Source organism: Klebsiella sp. BIGb0407 (assembly GCF_024807845.1).
In the GTDB taxonomy this organism is placed as follows: domain Bacteria; phylum Pseudomonadota; class Gammaproteobacteria; order Enterobacterales; family Enterobacteriaceae; genus JGM124.
Genome location: NZ_JANUEQ010000003.1, coordinates 308,304 through 325,776 on the forward strand (window position 1 = coordinate 308,304; position 17,473 = coordinate 325,776).

The 17,473-nt window shown below is 51.2% G+C and carries 15 protein-coding genes; 10 read left to right on the forward strand and 5 right to left on the reverse strand.

Annotated elements, in window-relative coordinates:
* Window positions 1-11: 11 nt before the first annotated feature.
* Complete coding sequence (locus tag M2387_RS11435; protein WP_259049375.1) at window positions 12-1,361, reverse strand: LLM class flavin-dependent oxidoreductase; 1,350 nt, start codon at window positions 1,359-1,361, stop codon at window positions 12-14.
* 270 nt (window positions 1,362-1,631) lie between these two features.
* Between M2387_RS11435 and M2387_RS11440 the strand changes: the two genes are divergently transcribed.
* From M2387_RS11440 to M2387_RS11485, 10 genes are all read left to right on the forward strand, one after another.
* A complete protein-coding gene (locus M2387_RS11440; RefSeq protein ID WP_259049376.1) occupies window positions 1,632-2,531 on the forward strand; it encodes a polysaccharide deacetylase family protein in 900 nt (299 codons plus the stop codon).
* 246 nt (window positions 2,532-2,777) lie between these two features.
* A complete protein-coding gene (locus M2387_RS11445; RefSeq protein ID WP_259049854.1) occupies window positions 2,778-4,361 on the forward strand; it encodes an ABC transporter substrate-binding protein in 1,584 nt (527 codons plus the stop codon).
* A 137-nt stretch (window positions 4,362-4,498) separates the two neighbouring features.
* Window positions 4,499-5,461, forward strand: coding sequence for an ABC transporter permease (locus M2387_RS11450; protein WP_259049377.1), 963 nt, complete (start codon window positions 4,499-4,501; stop codon window positions 5,459-5,461).
* Window positions 5,462-5,470: 9 nt separating this feature from the next.
* Window positions 5,471-6,439: an ABC transporter permease gene (locus M2387_RS11455; RefSeq protein ID WP_259049378.1), complete on the forward strand. Its 969-nt coding sequence runs from the start codon at window positions 5,471-5,473 to the stop codon at window positions 6,437-6,439.
* A 12-nt stretch (window positions 6,440-6,451) separates the two neighbouring features.
* Window positions 6,452-7,435: an ABC transporter ATP-binding protein gene (locus tag M2387_RS11460; protein WP_259049379.1), complete on the forward strand. Its 984-nt coding sequence runs from the start codon at window positions 6,452-6,454 to the stop codon at window positions 7,433-7,435.
* Window positions 7,432-8,460 (forward strand): ABC transporter ATP-binding protein, encoded by a 1,029-nt coding sequence (locus M2387_RS11465; RefSeq protein WP_259049380.1) that lies wholly within the window; start codon window positions 7,432-7,434, stop codon window positions 8,458-8,460. Before M2387_RS11460 ends, M2387_RS11465 begins: the two co-directional genes overlap by 4 nt.
* Window positions 8,461-9,651, forward strand: coding sequence for an amidohydrolase family protein (locus M2387_RS11470; protein ID WP_259049382.1), 1,191 nt, complete (start codon window positions 8,461-8,463; stop codon window positions 9,649-9,651). It begins immediately after the preceding gene.
* Complete coding sequence (locus M2387_RS11475) at window positions 9,648-11,138, forward strand: chlorohydrolase family protein (protein ID WP_310572773.1); 1,491 nt, start codon at window positions 9,648-9,650, stop codon at window positions 11,136-11,138. Before M2387_RS11470 ends, M2387_RS11475 begins: the two co-directional genes overlap by 4 nt.
* The gene (locus tag M2387_RS11480; protein WP_259049385.1) at window positions 11,131-12,357 is read left to right on the forward strand and encodes an amidohydrolase; all 1,227 of its coding nucleotides are present in this window, start codon (window positions 11,131-11,133) and stop codon (window positions 12,355-12,357) included. Before M2387_RS11475 ends, M2387_RS11480 begins: the two co-directional genes overlap by 8 nt.
* An 18-nt stretch (window positions 12,358-12,375) precedes the next feature.
* Window positions 12,376-13,068 carry a GntR family transcriptional regulator gene (locus tag M2387_RS11485; protein WP_259049386.1) on the forward strand — a complete coding sequence of 231 codons (693 nt, stop codon included), beginning with the start codon at window positions 12,376-12,378 and terminating at the stop codon, window positions 13,066-13,068.
* A gap of 214 nt (window positions 13,069-13,282) precedes the next feature.
* Here M2387_RS11485 and urtE read toward each other — a convergent pair whose 3' ends face one another.
* From urtE to urtB, 4 genes are read right to left on the reverse strand one after another with little or no spacing between them, the layout of a single operon-like run.
* Window positions 13,283-13,981: an urea ABC transporter ATP-binding subunit UrtE gene (gene urtE, locus M2387_RS11490; protein WP_259049388.1), complete on the reverse strand. Its 699-nt coding sequence runs from the start codon at window positions 13,979-13,981 to the stop codon at window positions 13,283-13,285.
* A gap of 1 nt (window position 13,982) precedes the next feature.
* Complete coding sequence (urtD, locus tag M2387_RS11495; protein WP_259049391.1) at window positions 13,983-14,774, reverse strand: urea ABC transporter ATP-binding protein UrtD; 792 nt, start codon at window positions 14,772-14,774, stop codon at window positions 13,983-13,985.
* Window positions 14,767-15,843, reverse strand: coding sequence for an urea ABC transporter permease subunit UrtC (gene urtC / locus M2387_RS11500; RefSeq protein ID WP_259049393.1), 1,077 nt, complete (start codon window positions 15,841-15,843; stop codon window positions 14,767-14,769). Before urtC ends, urtD begins: the two co-directional genes overlap by 8 nt.
* Window positions 15,843-17,408, reverse strand: a complete 1,566-nt coding sequence (urtB, locus tag M2387_RS11505; RefSeq protein ID WP_259049856.1) for an urea ABC transporter permease subunit UrtB — start codon at window positions 17,406-17,408, stop codon at window positions 15,843-15,845. Before urtB ends, urtC begins: the two co-directional genes overlap by 1 nt.
* Between the last annotated feature and the right edge of the window lie 65 nt (window positions 17,409-17,473).

Sequence of the window (17,473 nt, forward strand, 5' to 3'; positions counted from 1 at the left end):
CGGCTCATTCCTCAGGCAGATTTAGCTTGGGGGAGACTATGGCGATTCACCCCATAAGGCAGTCCCAGGTTATCACGCAGTGTGCTTCCCTCGTAAGCGGTACGGAACAGCCCACGCTTTTGCAGAATAGGAACCACTAAGTCGACAAAATCATCCAGCCCGCCGGGCAACCATGGCGGAAGAATGTTAAAGCCATCGGCGGCCTCATTTTCAAACCACTCCTGAATAATATCCGCCACCTGTTCAGCGCTACCGACAACGGTCAGATGACCTCGAGCGGTGGCCACCCATTGATATAATTCACGAATAGTAAAATCATGCTCATCGGCAATCTGGCGGATCAGTTCCGGGCGCGACTTCATTCCCTCGGTGACCGGGAGTGGCGGGAGCGGTCCATCCAGGTCAAAATCAGCCAGGTTAACACCACCGCCCACTAAACCGTTGAGTAACGAAATACCATCAGACTCGACAATCAGTGAGGTCAGGGTGCGGTATTTTTCCTGCGCCTCTTCGAGGGTGCGTCCGATAAACGGCGCCAGTCCCGGCATAATCAGCAGATGATTAGGGTTACGACCCGCGGCGCGGGCACGATTTTTAATATCCCGATAGAATTCCTGAGCCGTATGTAAATGCTGGTGAGAAGTAAAAATTACCTCTGCCGTTTGCGCGGCAAGGCTGCGGCCACTTTCTGACTGACCCGCTTGCACAATTACCGGGTGTCCCTGAGGGGAACGCGGAACATTGAGCGGCCCCTGTACTTTGAAAAAGCGCCCGACATGGTTGGTCGCGTGAAGCTTTTCTAAATCTAAAAACTGACCGCTGGCTTTATCGCGAATAAAAGCATCATCTTCAAAACTATCCCATAATTTCTTCACCACTTCGACATGCTCTCTGGCACGTTGATAGCGGTATTCATGGGGATGCTGAGTATCAAGATTAAAGTTACGCGCCGCCGCTTCTGTCGCCGTGGTAACCACATTCCAGCCGGCACGTCCGCCAGAAATTAAATCCAGCGAGGCAAATTTACGCGCCAGATTATAGGGTTCTTCATAGGTAGTAGAAGCGGTGGCAATAAAACCAATATTTTTGGTTAATGGCGCCAGCGCTGAAAACAGGGTCAGCGGTTCAAAGCCCGCCACTTTAGCGCTACCGCCTTCTGAACCACCGGCAAAAGAGGCCGCTAGTCCATCAGCCAGAAAATAGGCATCAAATAATCCCCGCTCTGCGGTCTGGGCAAGCTGGAGGTGAAACTCAAACTGTGTTGCCCCGTCAGAGGGCTGTTCCGGGTGACGCCAGGAAGCAATATGCTGCCCACCGCCGGGAAGAAATGCACCGAGTTTAATCTGTCTTGAGTCTGTCATGGGCTCGACCTTTTATTATTTATGCAGGTTGAAATCCAGACTAACAATCGCGTTGTAAATAATTGAAATAACAAATCCTCACGTCATTTTCCGCTTTTTAGCTAACCGATATTTAGCGCCCCTTACAGGGGGTTCATCCCCTCACGGCTATTGCGTTTAACTGTCTGAGTAGCCCGTTTTTCTGCCATCTTCGTTGCTAGCAATATTGCTAACCTGGCACAGGAGTTGCTTGAACACTCTCTCCTACCCCTTTAGCGCGGAAGTTTGACTATGGCCACACCTGACATTATTTGGGATATCAATACACACCGACGTTTTGACTGGCGGGCAGCCCATCAGGCACCAGAGATTACCTGGCCTGACGGGAAAAAAATGGCGCTCTATATCGCCATCAATCTTGAGCATTTTGCTTTCGGCAGCCCGGAAGGGGCGAAGCTATCCCGGGCTGCAAACTCGCTGGATATTCTTAACTACAGCTGGCGGGATTACGGTAACCGGGTGGGGGCCTGGCATCTGGCCGATTTATTCGAATCCTTAGCGATTCCCCCGGCGGTTATCTGTAATACCTCAATTATTGATTACTGCCCGGACTTGCTGGAACGCTGGCTTGCGATTCCGGGCAGTGAATTAATCGGCCACGGCCATACGAACTCACAGCGCCAGGGGGATTTGAGCCCTGCCGATGAAGAGCGGTTAATTCAATACTGTCAGAAACGTTTAACCGATTTTCAGGGCAAACCGGTGGCTGGCTGGTTGTCTCCCTGGATCTCGGAAAGTCAGCAGACTCCTGATTTTCTTAAACGCCAGGGCTTTAGCTACAACCTGAACTGGGCCCATGACGATATGCCTACCTGGATGCAAACGGAAGAAGGGCCGCTGTTATCCCTCCCCTATCCACAAGAGATTAATGATATTCCGACCATTATTCCTAACGGTGCCTCTATCAAACTGTTCTGCCGCATGATTGAGGATCAATTTAGTGAACTGAAACAACGCAGCCAGCGCAGCGCACAAATAATGGGCATTGCCTTACACCCTTATATTGTCGGTCAGCCGTTCCGTTTTTATCAGTTAAAGCAGACCCTGCGTCATCTGATAGAGCAGCGCAATGATATCTGGCTGACAACGCCTTCAGCTATCGCCCGGTCGTTTTCGTCCCAGGCTTCATAAACAGACAAGATAAGCACCATTCAGGCAGCAACTGAACTAAAAAAGTGCAGGGTCCTGAGAATAACGGTTCACCGGCCACCGGTAAAACAGACCAATACCACTTTAGAGTACCTATGACATCAGTCCCTGACCGGGCGGCCTCTCTGATAGCCTGATTCAATCAGGATTAAGCAACCTGGCACCGTTATTGCAGATATGAATAAGATTGCTAGCAATATTACTAACAAAACAACTGGGTGATGAATGATGAAAAAATTACTGTTATCGCTGTTGATTGGAAGCGTTGTTGCCGTGACTTCACACACTGCCAGTGCGGAAAATGTTATCCGCTGGGCAACCGATGCTGATATCCCAACTCTTGACCCGGATGCCTATGCTTCAACCAAAGCATTAACCTTCCAGAACCATATTTATGAAGGGCTGGTACAACGTGACCAAGATCTTAAAATCCAGCCATGGCTGGCGACGAGCTGGGAACAGCTTGACGACACCACTCTGCGCTTTAAACTGCGTGAAGGGGTAAAGTTCCACAACGGTAATGAGTTTACCGCCGACGATGTGGTAGCCTCAGTTGCCCGTATCACCGACCCGGCCTCCGGCGTACGGGCCAATGCCTCGACGATTAAAGATGCGGTCGCGGTCGATAAACATACCGTTGATATACATCTGGTGAAAAAAACCGGTATTGCCCTGAATGAATTAACCGGGGTGATGATTATGAGCAAGCCCTGGCTTGCCGAGCATAATGCCCTGAAGCCCACTGATATCAGTCAGGGAACCGAAGGCTATGCAACCAATAATACCAATGGTACCGGCCCTTATATTTTACAAAGCCGTCAGCGCGATACCCAAATGGTGCTGGTCAAAAACCCCGAATGGTGGAATACCACTGCTGGCGGCAACGTTGATAAAATCATTTTTAAACCCGTCACCTCAGATGCAACCCGTCTTTCCGGTTTATTAGCCGGGGAATATGATCTCGTGACTTCAGTACCCCTGCAGGATATTCCGCGTCTGCAAAGCAATCCAAAATTGAATATGCAAGTCAGCCCTTCACTGCGCGTCGATTATTTAAGTCTTAATCTTCGTGACCAGTTGAATGCTAAAAATGACAAAGCGGAAAACCCGTTAAAAGATCTTCGGGTACGTCAGGCAATGCTGATGGCGATTAATCGTGATGCCATTACGCAAAAGGTGATGCGCGGTTTGACTATCCCGACCGATAACTATTTAGCCCCGGATATTCCTGGTTATAATGCTGATGCAGCACCAAAAATTAGCTATGACCCGACAAAAGCCCGAGCGCTACTGACCGAGGCAGGCTATCCGAATGGCTTTAACCTCACCTTCGACTGCCCGGAAGGCACCTATATTAATGCCGTTCAGTGGTGTCAGGCGGTGCAAAGTTACTGGTCGAAAATTGGCATTAAAACGACGCTGAATATGCATCCGGCCAGTGTGTATGACCCGATTATTGTTAATGGACGAACCGATGTTGGCGTGCTCGGCTGGGCCAACCTGCCAATTATGGATCCGTACAGTGTCGCCGTTCAGCTCTTACATACCAATGATGGCAAAAATATGGGTACCTTTAATATTCCCCGTTATAGCAATCTTGAGGTGGATAGCCTGATAGATCAGTCCGTTGGTGAACTGGATAATACCAAGCGTCTTGCCCTACTCAGTGAAGCGGTCGGTAAAGCCAACCAGGACTTGCCATTCTTACCGATGCATTTTGAGCCGGTAGTCTGGGCGGTAGGTAAAAATCTCGATATTAAGCAAACCCCGGATAATATTCAGCGTCTGTGGTACGCAACGATAAAACAATAATAAATGACAGTTTAAATATTTATATAACTAACATTTTCGGCCTGATAATCAGCTATTAAAATCATACTGTATAACGGTAACGCTATTTTATTTCACTGAATAATTAGTCAGGCCCTAATTTCATACTGGAGGCAATAATGTTTTTCTTATTGCGGAAGCTATTTCAGGCATTTTTTTTACTGATTGGGGTTGCCCTGATCTCGTTTGTTCTTTTTCAGTATCTTGGTGACCCGGTCGCTAATATGCTGCCAGAGAGTGCCACTCAAGCAGAAAGATTACAATTGCGTACCAGTCTTGGATTGAATGATCCGATGTTCGTTCAATTCTTAAATTATATCACTCGGTTAATGCACGGTAATTTCGGCATCTCTTATTATAATCAACTGTCGGTATTTCAGTTAATTATCGAGCGTCTACCGGCAACCCTGGAATTAGTCTTTGTCTCTATCACTATCGCTTTGCTGGTCGGTATCCCGCTCGGCGTCTGGGTGGCCATTTCACCGAATAAATTTATGCGTGAAGCGGTGCAAATCATCTCTCTGATTGGCGTCTCGCTGCCCTGGTTCCTGATTGGCGTATTACTAATTATCGTTTTCTCGGTCTGGCTTGGCTGGCTTCCATCCAGCGGGCGAGGAGACACAGTAAAAATAGGTTTCTGGAGTACCGGGTTACTTACCGCCACTGGACTCAAAGCGCTTATTCTCCCGGCGCTCTCACTGGCACTGTCGATGATTACCATCATTATGCGGCTGGTGAGAACGGAAATGCTGGAGGTAATGAAAACCGAATATATTAAATTTGCCCGGGCTCGGGGAATAAAAAGCCATCGTATCTGGTTTTATCATGCTCTGAGAAATGCGTTATTACCGGTCGTTACCGTTATTGGTCTGGAAATTGGAGGCTTAATTGCTTTTGCTATCGTCATTGAAACTGTTTTCCAATGGCCGGGTATGGGGCTGTTATTAATTCAGTCAATTAACTATGTTGATGTCCCGGTATTATCCGGATACCTGTTATTTATTGCCTTTATTTTTATCGTTATCAACACCATCGTCGATTTATTGTATTACTTGATCGATCCGCGTATGCGCGCACAATAAGGAGCAATAATGCAACCTCAACATTACTCCCAGAGTGAGACCAAAGAGAAATTAACCACGCGTCTCCTCACCCGCTGGCGGACATTTTCTGATAGCGATTTTGTCTGGTTATTCTGGCAGAGCAAAAGCGCGGTGATTGCGTTTTTCTGTTGCATGCTGATTCTGTTTTGCTCTTTATTCAGCCACTGGATAGCGCCGCATAATGTTTTTGATACGTCCAGTTTTGATTTAATGGATTCTGAGTTACCGCCTTTCTGGATTAACGGCGGCGACCCGAAATTCTGGCTGGGTACCGATGTGCAAGGGCGGGATATCCTTTCGCTGATGCTTTATGGGCTTAATATTTCACTGATCATCGGTGGTTTAAGCGTGCTCGCCGCCGTAATTCTTGGTGTCACATTAGGGGTCTTGAGCGGTTATTTCGGCGGCATCGTCGATACCGTTATTATGCGTTTTGCCGATGCGATGCTCAGTATTCCAACCATTATGTTCACCTTACTGGTGAGCGGTGTGGCCCGAGTCGTTATTCCTAAAGAATATATCGGCCACTTTGCCCCGATGATCCTGATAGGTGCCATCGCCTTAACCGGCTGGATGCAGTATGCCCGTACGGTACGCGGTTTGACGCTACTGGAAAAAGGCCGTGAGTATGTGATGGCGTCCCAAATCAGTGGAGGCAGCCCGCTGCATATTATGCTGCGCCATATCGTTCCTAATGTGATGCGTCCGGTACTGGTGATGGCCACATTGCACCTGGGCGTCGCCATTTTAACCGAAGCGACGATGTCATTCCTCGGTGTCGGCATGCCGCCGGATCAGCCCTCATTAGGGACCCTAATCAACGAAGGTAATCAGTATCTGTTTTCCGGACAGTGGTGGACGGTGTTATTCCCGGCAAGCTTACTGGTGATTCTTTCCTTGTCATTTAACGTACTCGGCGACTGGTTACTGAATACGCTAAACCCCAAACTCCGCTAAGAGGATAACCTGATGACCATTACCTCCTCTTCACTGCTGGAAGTAAAAAATTTAAGCATTGAATTTCTGCACCGCAAGGGCAATTTACAGGCGATTCAGGAACTGTCTCTGACCATGCAACCGGGTGAAATACTCGGCATGGTAGGTGAGTCGGGTGCCGGTAAATCACTCACTGGTTCAGCGATTGCCGGGCTACTCCAGAGTCCCGGACGTATTCGCGAGGGTGAGATTTGGTTTAACGACAGGCGCATCGATAATCTCAGCGAGGAGGAACGCCGCCTGCTGCGGGGAAAAGCAATTAGCTGCATTTTCCAGGATCCGCTGACCAGCCTTAACCCGGTGCTGACCGTCGGGCAGCAGCTGATCGAGACCATCAGAACCCATCTACCGCTGTCAGCCAGTGAAGCGAAAGCACGGGCTATCGCTTTACTGACCGAAGTGGGCATTAACAGCCCGGAACAGCGTATTAATCAGTATCCCCACCAGCTTTCTGGCGGTATGCGTCAAAGGGTGGTCATCGCGCTGGCATTGTGTGTCGATCCGCAACTGGTGATTGCCGATGAGCCAACCACCGCGCTGGATGTTTCGGTTCAGGCACAGGTATTAAGTTTACTGCGTCGCCTGTGTGAACAGCATGGCACTGCGGTAATGCTGATAACCCATGATATGGGCGTAGTGGCGGAAGTCTGTTCCCGCGTTGCCGTAATGTATGCCGGACGTATCGTTGAAACCGGTCCTATTGCCGAAGTGATTCGTCGGCCACAGCACCCTTATACCCGGGGACTTATCAGCGCGATTCCCTCAATGCGCGAACGCCGGGAAAATCTCACCCAGATTGACGGGGCAATGCCCAGACTGAATGCCCTGCCACAAGGCTGTGCTTTTAGCCCTCGCTGCCCTCATGCCAGCTCTAAATGTCACGAACAACAGCCCGTCATCCATCCTCATCATGGGGTGCAACTGGCCTGCTTCCACCCACAGGAGAGTTCATTATGAGTGAATCATCAGCTCATGAAATTGTGACCGTTCGCGATCTCCATATTCGCTTTAACCTCGGTCGGGAGAAAAAGACCTCGCTGTTCCGCCCGGCGGCAAAGAAGGAACTCCATGCGGTACGGGGAATAAACCTGACCATTCGGGCAGGCGAAACCTTCAGTATTGTCGGTGAGTCCGGGTGCGGGAAATCAACGGTAGCTCGCGCCCTGGCGGGGGTTTATAAGCCTTCTGACGGCGAGATTCACTTTGCCTGGCAAGACAGTGCCGATAGCAACGGGCGTGAACAGAATGGCACCCAGATGATTTTCCAGGACCCTTATGCCAGCCTTAATCCCCGCTGGCGCATAGGACGTTCGATTGCAGAGCCGCTGGTACTGGCGAAAAAAATTGGCAATAGCCGCCAGGCGCGGCAGTACTGTGGCGAATTGCTGGAACAGGTTGGGCTCTCGGCCAAAGACTTGGATAAGTTTCCCCATGAATTTTCGGGCGGGCAACGTCAGCGTATCTCGATTGCCCGCGCCCTGGCTACACAACCGAGCTTTTTGATTTGCGATGAGCCGACCTCGGCTCTGGATGTATCAGTCCAGGCTCAGGTACTTAACTTGATGCGCAAGCTACAGCGCGAGCACGGCCTGACCTATTTCTTTATCAGCCACAATATGGCCGTTATTTCGCATATTTCTGACCGCGTCGGGGTGATGTATCTGGGGCGTATCGTAGAGCAAGGTAGCGTGGAAGAGATTTTCGCTCGCCCCGCTCATCCTTATACCCGGCTACTTATTGCCGCTATCCCGCAGTTCGATAGTCCGGAGGTCGTACGCGAGCCTATTCGCGGTGAAGCGCCAAGCCCGCTGGCACCCCCGCCGGGCTGTGCTTTTGCTCCCCGCTGCCCTTATGCAAAAGAGCGCTGCCACCAGTCTATGCCCCCGGCTTTTAGTCTCAGCGATAATCACCAAATCGAGTGCCATTTCCCCCTTGAGGTGATGGCGCACCACGACACAATTCCGTTAGCGCAGGTCTCTTAAATGAAACAATATTTGCTTACCGGGGTTACCCCTTTTGACAGCCAGACGCCTGTTGATTTACTGCTTAAAGACGGAATCATTGCAGCCAGAGGCATCGCATTAGCCGCTCCTGACGGAGCGACAACTATCGATTGCCGGGGATTACAGCTGTTCCCTGGTTTTGTTGATGCCCATGCCCACCTGGATAAAACCTTACTGGGCCGGGATTGGTACATCAATGATGTTCCCCGCAGCCTGGGGGCGATGATTGAAAATGAACGTCATTATCGCAAGCAACAGCAACCCGACGCCCAGGTACAGTCTGAACGTATTGCCCGCGGGGGTATCGCCAGCGGTACCTCATTTATTCGCACCCATGTTGATATTGATAACGAGATTGGCCTCGCTAATCTGGAAGGCGTGCTCGAAACGCGTCGCAAATTAGCCGGTTATGTCGATATTGAAATAGTCGCTTTTCCGCAAAGCGGGATTTTGCAAAATCCCGGAACCGAGGCCCTGCTCGACCAGGCTTTAGCCATGGGAGCGGAATTAATAGGCGGACTTGACCCCTGCTCTTTTGACCGCGATCCGAGAAAGCACCTGGATATTATTTTTGAGCTGGCCTGCCGTCATAACAAAAAAATTGATATTCATCTTCATGAACGTGGCGAGCTGGGGGCATTCAGTCTGGAACTGATCCTTGACTATACTCGCCGCTACCAGAAACAGAACGGCGTGACCCTGAGTCATGGTTTCTGTCTCGGCATGGTGGAAGCCTCTCAGCAGCAGTATTTTGCCGAACAGATGGCCGAACTAGGAGTCAGCGTGGCGACCACCGCCCCTTCTGATATTGCGGTCCCGCCATGGGAGTGTCTGGACAACGCAGGCGTTGCCATTTGTGCCGGTAATGATGGTGTACGCGATACCTGGAGCCCTTATGGAAATGGCGATATGTTACAGCGGGCCGTCACCATGGGGTTACGTTACCGCTGGCGCAAAGACAGTGAAATACTACGTGCCGCCAAAACTATTACCGAAGGCGGTGCCCGAGTGATGGGGCTTAAAAATTACGGACTGGAGGTCGGCTGTCGGGCTGACTTAGTCCTGGTGCCGGGCAGAAGCATGGTCGAATCGCTGGTGGAACTGCCGACGGCCCGTACCGTCTTTAAGCGTGGGGTATTGATTGCTGAGAATGGGGAGTGCTTATTTTGACAACAACTGTAACCCGCATCCGTGCCGCCTGGGTTGTCGGCTATCAGAACGGCGATCACTGCCTGTATCCTCAGGGCGAAGTGGTCTATCAGGGCGATAAAATTCTGTTTGTCGGCCACGACTATCCAGGCCGGGTTGATGAAGAAATTAATGTCGGCAATGCGCTGGTTGGCCCGGGGTTTATCGATCTTGATGCGCTAGGAGACTTAGATACCACGGTACTGGCGTTTGATAATCAGCCAGGCTGGCGTAAAGGCCGGGTGGTGGCGCATGACTGGCAGCGCCGGGATCTCTACAGCCGCAGTCAGCTCGACTTCGCCAAACGCTATGCCTATAGCCAGTTACTGCGTAACGGTATCACCAGCTTTGCACCTATTACCTCGATTCTCTATCGCGAATGGGCTGAAGAGTTTGATGAGTACCTGTATGCGGCGGATGTGGCTGAATCGCTGGGAGCGCGCGCCTGGCTGGGTCCGGCCTTTATGGCGGGATACTATGTCACCGATGAACAGGGTCAGATCAGTCGCCGGAAAGACCAAAAGCGAGCACATCAGGGGCTGGAAGATGCGCTCACTTTTGCTAACCGTATTCAGCAGCGTGGAGTTCCGACGCTCAGTGCAATGCTGGCTCCGGACAGAATTGAGGGAGGGGATCAGGTCTGGCTCAACGACCTCGCTCAACTGGTCAGTACTCTCGCCTGCCCCACCCGCTTGCACTGCTGTCAGAGCGAACTGGAGATCAATGAAATTGCCCGGCGTTTTGGCGGTAAAAGCTCGCTGGCAGTACTGGAAGAGAGCGGGCTATTGAATCAGCATATGTTGCTCCCTCATGGCCAGTATTTAGGCGGTTCTCAACCTGATGCCGGGCGTGTCGAGGAGGATATTACCCGCCTGGCCCGTTCAGGTGCAACCGTTGTCAGCTGTCCGCTGGTCTCTGGCAGGCATGCAAAATATATGGAGTATCACCCGCGCTTTAAGCAATCTGGTATCAATATGGCGCTGGGAACCGATACCTTCCCGCCGGATATGTTCAGCAATATGCACATGGGCGTAGTGTTAAGCCGTGTGGTAAGCGGCGATATTTCTGCTGCTAATAGCGCGGACTATTACCGCATGGCAACCTTTGGCGGGGCAAAAGCGCTCGGACGCGATGATTTAGGCCGACTGGCCGTCGGGTGTCAGGCGGATATGGTGGTGATTGACCTTAACCAGCCTGCTTTAGGGCAAATTTTCGACCCTATCGCCGCGCTGGTGCTGAACGGTAATGGCCGGGATGTGAAAGGTACTATTGTTGCCGGACGGAAGGTGTTCTGGGAAGGCGAAATGGTTCAGGCCGGATTCAGTCTTGATGAATTACATGCCGAGTCTCAGTCCGTTTTTCAGCACATTATCAGCACCTATCCTGAGCGAACCGTCGGTCATCCCCCGGTCTCCGAGATTGTACCGTCAACCTTTCCTCTACATCAGAAAGGAGCTAACCATGACTAAACGTTATCTGCTGAATAATGTGCGTTTAGAGTCTGGTTTTGTCCGCGATAACGGATGGGTTCAACGTACTGAATGTCAGGAATATACGCTGGAAATTGACGGCGATAAGATTACCGCTATCCATGAAGGTGACCTGCACTCTCCGGATGTAGCCTGCGTGGATGGCCTGGGACGATTATTGCTTCCCGGCACCCGGGATGAGCATATTCATTTAGATAAAACCTTCTATGGTGACCCCTGGCGCGCCGCTCGGGGTAATAATGCCGGGGATATTTTCCAGATGATTGCTCTGGAAGAGAGCCTGCTGCCGACATTACTGCCAGAGGCACAACGGCGTACCCATCGCCTGCTACAACTGTTGCAGGAAAAAGGCACCACCCATGTGCGCACCCATTGCAATATCGAACCCACCAGTGGCCTGCAAAGTTTACTTCAGCTACAGGAAGCCCTAATCCCCTGGCGCGAGCAGATGCATTGTGAAATCGTCGCTTTTCCACAACATGGCTTATTACGCTCAAATGCCGCGGCCCTGATGAAAGAAGCTATGTCGCTGGGTTGTGACTGGGTCGGTGGCCTCGACCCGAGCAAGGTAGACGGCGATATGGTGCGTTCCCTCGAGATAACGCTTCGTCTGGCACTGGAAGCGGGAAAAGGTATCGATTATCATTTACATGAGGATAAAGCGACGGGCATCGCCTGTATTCGCTATCTGCTCAATGCGCTGAGAAAAGAACCTTGCCTGCAAGGCAAGTTAACGCTCAGTCATGCTTATTGTCTGGCACAGATAGAAACGGCAGAACTGGACGAATTAGCCGATGAAATGGTGGAGCTAGGTGTTTCACTGGCAACCGGGATCCCTCTCGGTAAATCAGTAATGCCACTGCCATTTTTACGCCAAAAAGGCGTATCGTTACTGAGCGGAACCGATAGTGTGACCGATCACTGGTCTCCCTTTGGGTCAGGTAGCATGCTGGATAAAGCCTATGACTGGGCAAGGCTTTATACCCGCGGCGATGAATTTAACCTGAGTCGCTCGCTGGCTATCGCCACCGGCAATTGCCTGCCGCTTAATGATAAGGGTGAACGTGCATGGCCAAAAGCAGGTGATGAAGCCAGCTTTATATTAATGAATGCGTCCTGCTCTGCTGAAGTGGTCGCCAGGCAGATTGCGGCTGATGCTGTCTACTTTCGCGGGAAAAAGGTCTGGTACAGGAAGTAAAAATGGATAAAAAAAGTCATGACTAAAATATTGACGCCAAAACAACGGGAAGTAAATCGGGTGGTAGACGCACTGACTCAGGCAATCGGTCAGCATAAATTACGGCCGGGCACGCGTCTTATTGAAGCGCAAATAGTGGAGTCTCTTCAGGCGAACCGTAATCACGTTCAGTCCGCGCTGCAACGCATGGCGAGTCAGGGTATTGTCCAGATTGAGGCGAATCATGGCGCAATGGTCGCTCGTCCTTCGGCAAAACAGGCCCAGGAAATCTTTTTTGCTCGTAATATGGTGGAATGCGCGATTATTTCCTGTATTACGCCCGAGAAGATGGCCCGTTTTGCCAAAGAAATAGAACAGCAGCAGCACAATGAACACAGCTCATTACTCAGTAAAAATCATCGGGATACGGTGCATCAATTAGGGGAATTTCATGCCCTGATGTCCCGTATTGCTGACAACGAGGTGCTACGCGATATTCTCAATAACCTGATGGTGATGAGTTCGCTGATTATGATGCTCTATCAGAAAGATATTTCGACCCACTGTCATTGCGATGAACACCAGCAGATCATCGCGGCCTTACGTAGCGGCGATTGTGACCTGGCACAGCGGTTAATGCGTGATCATTTAGACGCCCTGCAACAGCAGCTGGATTTTGATGAAAATAGCGTTAATGGCCTGAGCGTTTATCAGGCTCTCACTCAGTCTTAGAGCCTATCCCATTAGGCGTATATTGTTGCAGTCAGTTTGGACACAGACAGCGCGGAAAAACCGGAGCGTACACTTCGTCCGTGAGGATTTTGAGCACTGCCCAGGGCCAAAATGACAAATAAAATAGCCTAATGGGATAGGCTCTTAAATCAGGCGCGCCGAATCTTATAGCCCGAGCGGGCGATTCGGCGAGCTGAGTGAGTACAATCGCTGTTTATATTGTCACGCGATCCCTGACCCGGTCTTGCTCCATATCTTTACCCGCCCCTCTTTGTATAATCTCGCCCCTGGACATCACCAGATAGTTGTCCGCCAGTTCGGCTGCAAAATCATAGAACTGTTCAACTAACAGTATTCCCATATCGCCCTGCTGCGCCAGTTGGCGAATCACCGCGCCTATCTCTTTGATAACAGAAGGCTGGATCCCTTCTGTGGGTTCATCGAGGATCAGTAACTGAGGCTTACTGGCTAACGCCCGGCCAATCGACAGTTGCTGCTGCTGACCGCCGGATAAATCGCCCCCGCGTCGGTGTTTCATCTCTTCCAGTACCGGGAAAAGTCGGTAAATATCCTGGGGTACCCGGCGACTGTCAGCGCCCGAGAAGCGAGAGAGTCCGAGCAGCAAGTTTTCTTCAACTGTAAGACGGGGAAAAATATCTCGCCCCTGGGGCACATAGGCGATACCAGCCTGTACACGTTGATGCGGTTTATAGCGATTAATCGCCTTGCCCTGCCACTGTATCTCTCCGGTTTTCACCGCTAGCAGGCCCATCAGACACTTTAACAGGGTGGTTTTGCCGACACCATTACGTCCTAACAGACAGGTGATTGCTCCATGCTGCACCTCAAACGACAGGCCACGCAGAATATGACTGCCACCGTAATACTGATTTAAATCCTTAACCTGTAACATATTAGCGCCCCAGATAGACATCGATTACGCGGTCATCGGCCTGTACTTCGCGCAGTGACCCTTCCGCCAGCACCTGTCCCTGATGTAGTACCGTGACATGATCGGCTATCGATTCGACAAAGCCCATATCATGCTCAACCACCATCAGAGAGTGTTTTCCCGCTAATCCGCGAAATAGCTCCGCCGTGTACTCGGTTTCCGCATCGGTCATACCGGCAGCGGGTTCATCAAGCAGTAATAGATGCGGGTCTTGTACCAGCAGCATACCAATCTCAAGAAACTGTTTCTGGCCATGGGATAACAGTCCGGCCTGTCGCTGGCTTGAAGCATGCAAACGCAATAACATCAGTACCTCATCAATACGGTCTCGCTGTTCACCGTTGAGACGAGTGCGCAGACTAGCCCAGACTGTTTTGGTGGTTTTCAGGGCAATTTCGAGATTCTCAAATACCGTTAATGCTTCAAAAACCGTCGGTTTTTGAAATTTACGGCCAATCCCTGCTCTGGCAATCTCTACCGAGGATAACTGGGTTAAGTCTATGTCCTGGTCATAGGTAATCTGGCCGTTATCCGGTCGCGTTTTGCCGGTAATAACATCCATTAACGTCGTTTTACCCGCTCCATTGGGCCCGATAATGCAGCGTAGCTCGCCAATACCAATATTCAGAGACAGGTCTGTCAGAGCACGAAAACCATCAAATGAGACGTTGATTTTATCCAGCATCAGTACCGGGTCACGCTGTTCCCGATGAGAATCGTTAGGATAGATTTGGGTATAAAGTTGTTCAGTCATTACGCCTCCGACGGAATAAACCAACCACGCCATAAGGCAGAAACAGCGTCACCAGAATAAACATCAGGCCGAGGAAAAATAGCCAGAATTCCGGAAAAGCGACGGTAAACCAGCTCTTGGCGCCGTTAACAATCGCCGCCCCGAGCACCGGACCAATCAACGATCCCCGCCCACCCAGCGCGACCCAGATAGCCGCTTCAATCGAGTTAGTCGGCGACATTTCACCCGGGTTAATAATCCCGACCTGCGGCACGTACAAGGCGCCCGCCAGTCCGCATAACACCGCAGAAAGCGTCCAGATAAACAGCTTAAAACGCTGAGGATCATAGCCAATAAACATCACGCGGTTTTCTGCATCACGCACGGCGGTTAACACCCGGCCAAATTTACTGCGTGCCAGCCGATAGCCCAGCCACAGGCTGAAGAGCAGTAATACAACGGTGGCAATAAATAAACCTATTCGTGTGGAAGTATCAGTCAGAGTAAAACCAAGCAAGGTACTGAAGCCGGTAAAACCATTATTACCGCCGAAGCCGGTTTCATTGCGGAAGAACAGCAGCATGGCGGCGTAGGTTAGCGCCTGGGTAATAATCGAGAAGTAGACGCCTTTAATTTTTGAGCGGAAGGCAAAAAAACCAAAGATAAACGCCAGTATTCCCGGCACCAGGATGATGAGGCACAGCGTCCAGAGGAAGAACTGGGTTCCCGTCCAGAACCAGGGTAATTCCTGCCATGACAGGAAAGAAGCAAAAGCAGGCAACCCTTCTCCGGCACTTTGTCTGACCAGATACATACCCATCGCATAGCCGCCAAGCGCAAAAAATAAGCCATGCCCCAGAGAGAGCAATCCGGCATAGCCCCAGACTAAATCGAGAGCCACGGCGACAATGGCATAACATAATATTTTACCGACCAGCGTCAGGGTATAGGTCGACAGAGCCCAGGGGTGACTTTCCGGCAACAGTGCCAGAAACGGCATGGTCAGCAGAGCCAGCACCAGAATGCCACCGAGGATCCAGGTGAGCCAGGGGGCCTTTTGTATCATCAAAACGGTAAATGGCTGGCGCATTAGTCAATAACCCTCCCTTTGACGGCAAATAATCCTTGCGGACGTTTCTGAATAAACAGGATGATTATCAGAAGAATGAGGATTTTACCCAGCACGGCCCCCATCTGCGGCTCAAGAAACTTGTTAAGAATACCCAGCCCAAAGGCTGCGATAACGGTTCCTGCCAGCTGTCCGACGCCCCCGACCACAACCACGAGGAAGGAGTCGATAATATAACCCTGGCCTAACTCCGGCCCGACGTTGCCAAGCTGCGATAATGCAACGCCACCAAGACCGGCAATGCCCGATCCCAGACCAAAGGCCAGCATATCCGTCATTCCGGTCGGTACGCCGCAGCAATCGGCCATCTGGCGGTTCTGGGTTACCGCTCTGACGCGAAGCCCGAGGCGGGTTTTATTGAGTATCATCCAGGTCAGCATCAGTACGATGCCGACAAAAATAATGATGGCAATACGGTTATAGGGCAGTACCAGGTTCGGCAGAACCTGCATACCGCCGGATAACCAGCCCGGGTTAGCCACTTCTAAGTTCTGGGCACCAAACAGTACACGGATCAGCTGGATCAGCATCAGGCTGATCCCCCAGGTCGCGAGTAAGGTTTCCAGCGGGCGACCGTAGAGGTGGCGGATCAGTGTCCGTTCAAGCGCCATACCGATCATTGCCGTAACGAGGAAAGCGGCGGGGATCGCAAATAAGGGATACCAGGCCAGCCACTGAGGAGCAAACTGCTGAAAAGCCCCCTGGGTAAGCCAGGTTACATAGGCGCCAATCATCAGCATTTCGCCGTGTGCCATATTGATAACGCCGAGCAGACCATAGGTAATGGCCAGGCCTAATGCCGCCAGTAAGAGAATGGATCCGAGAGAGAGACCTGCGAAAATCTGCCCCAGCCAGTCTCCCCACTGCAGACGGGACTGAATCGCCTGCAAACTTTTTTCGGCACTGGCGCGGACTCTGGCATCCGGCTCATTGGCCGTCTGTGTCAGCGCGGATAGTTGCGACTGCATCGCGGGGTCACTGGAGTGGCCCAGTCGTTCAACCGCCAGTAACCGGACTTCAGCATCAGGGCTGCTTAGTTGTAGTCGCGCCGCAGCCATGGTTAAGGTTTCTTTTATCTGACTATCTTGTTCACCGGCAATACGGCTTTCAAGCAGCGGGAGCTGGTCGGGAACACCATTAACCTGCAAAGCACGGGCGGCTTTGAGCCGGGTCGCTGCGTCATCGCTGACCAGCTGATGCGCAGCCAGGGCACTGGCAATCAACCCTCGCAGACGGTTATTAATCACTATTTTTTTCACCTCTCCCGCCGGCTGCTGTACCGTATCAAGAGGTATTAACTGCCCTTTCTGCTGTGAGAAAGGCTGTTTATTTTCGTCAATAACCACAGTTTCATTGCGCAAGGCTTCAAGTAATCCTAAGCGCTGTAGCTGCGGTGCAGAAGCCCACTGTTCAAGTAACAGAGCCTGCTGACTACGACTGGCAGTCGTGAAATCGGCGCTATCTCCCGCCTGAACCAGCCATGGCAGAAATAACAACAGGTAACCGAGGTAGCGGAGAGTATTCATCATTCAGGCCTTGTTGCAACGGGCAGCATCACCCGGCCCGATTTCAGGGCCGGATGGCAAAGGTT

Bases quoted from the DNA above. Each gene is read 5' to 3' on its own strand.
- M2387_RS11435 (WP_259049375.1), bottom strand. From the start codon at position 1,361: ATGACAGACTCAAGACAGATTAAACTCGGTGCATTTCTTCCCGGCGGT.
- M2387_RS11440 (WP_259049376.1), top strand. From the start codon at position 1,632: ATGGCCACACCTGACATTATTTGGGATATCAATACACACCGACGTTTT.
- M2387_RS11445 (WP_259049854.1), top strand. From the start codon at position 2,778: ATGAAAAAATTACTGTTATCGCTGTTGATTGGAAGCGTTGTTGCCGTG.
- M2387_RS11450 (WP_259049377.1), top strand. From the start codon at position 4,499: ATGTTTTTCTTATTGCGGAAGCTATTTCAGGCATTTTTTTTACTGATT.
- M2387_RS11455 (WP_259049378.1), top strand. From the start codon at position 5,471: ATGCAACCTCAACATTACTCCCAGAGTGAGACCAAAGAGAAATTAACC.
- M2387_RS11460 (WP_259049379.1), top strand. From the start codon at position 6,452: ATGACCATTACCTCCTCTTCACTGCTGGAAGTAAAAAATTTAAGCATT.
- M2387_RS11465 (WP_259049380.1), top strand. From the start codon at position 7,432: ATGAGTGAATCATCAGCTCATGAAATTGTGACCGTTCGCGATCTCCAT.
- M2387_RS11470 (WP_259049382.1), top strand. From the start codon at position 8,461: ATGAAACAATATTTGCTTACCGGGGTTACCCCTTTTGACAGCCAGACG.
- M2387_RS11480 (WP_259049385.1), top strand. From the start codon at position 11,131: ATGACTAAACGTTATCTGCTGAATAATGTGCGTTTAGAGTCTGGTTTT.
- M2387_RS11485 (WP_259049386.1), top strand. From the start codon at position 12,376: ATGACTAAAATATTGACGCCAAAACAACGGGAAGTAAATCGGGTGGTA.
- urtE (WP_259049388.1), bottom strand. From the start codon at position 13,981: ATGTTACAGGTTAAGGATTTAAATCAGTATTACGGTGGCAGTCATATT.
- urtD (WP_259049391.1), bottom strand. From the start codon at position 14,774: ATGACTGAACAACTTTATACCCAAATCTATCCTAACGATTCTCATCGG.
- urtC (WP_259049393.1), bottom strand. From the start codon at position 15,843: ATGCGCCAGCCATTTACCGTTTTGATGATACAAAAGGCCCCCTGGCTC.
- urtB (WP_259049856.1), bottom strand. From the start codon at position 17,408: ATGAATACTCTCCGCTACCTCGGTTACCTGTTGTTATTTCTGCCATGG.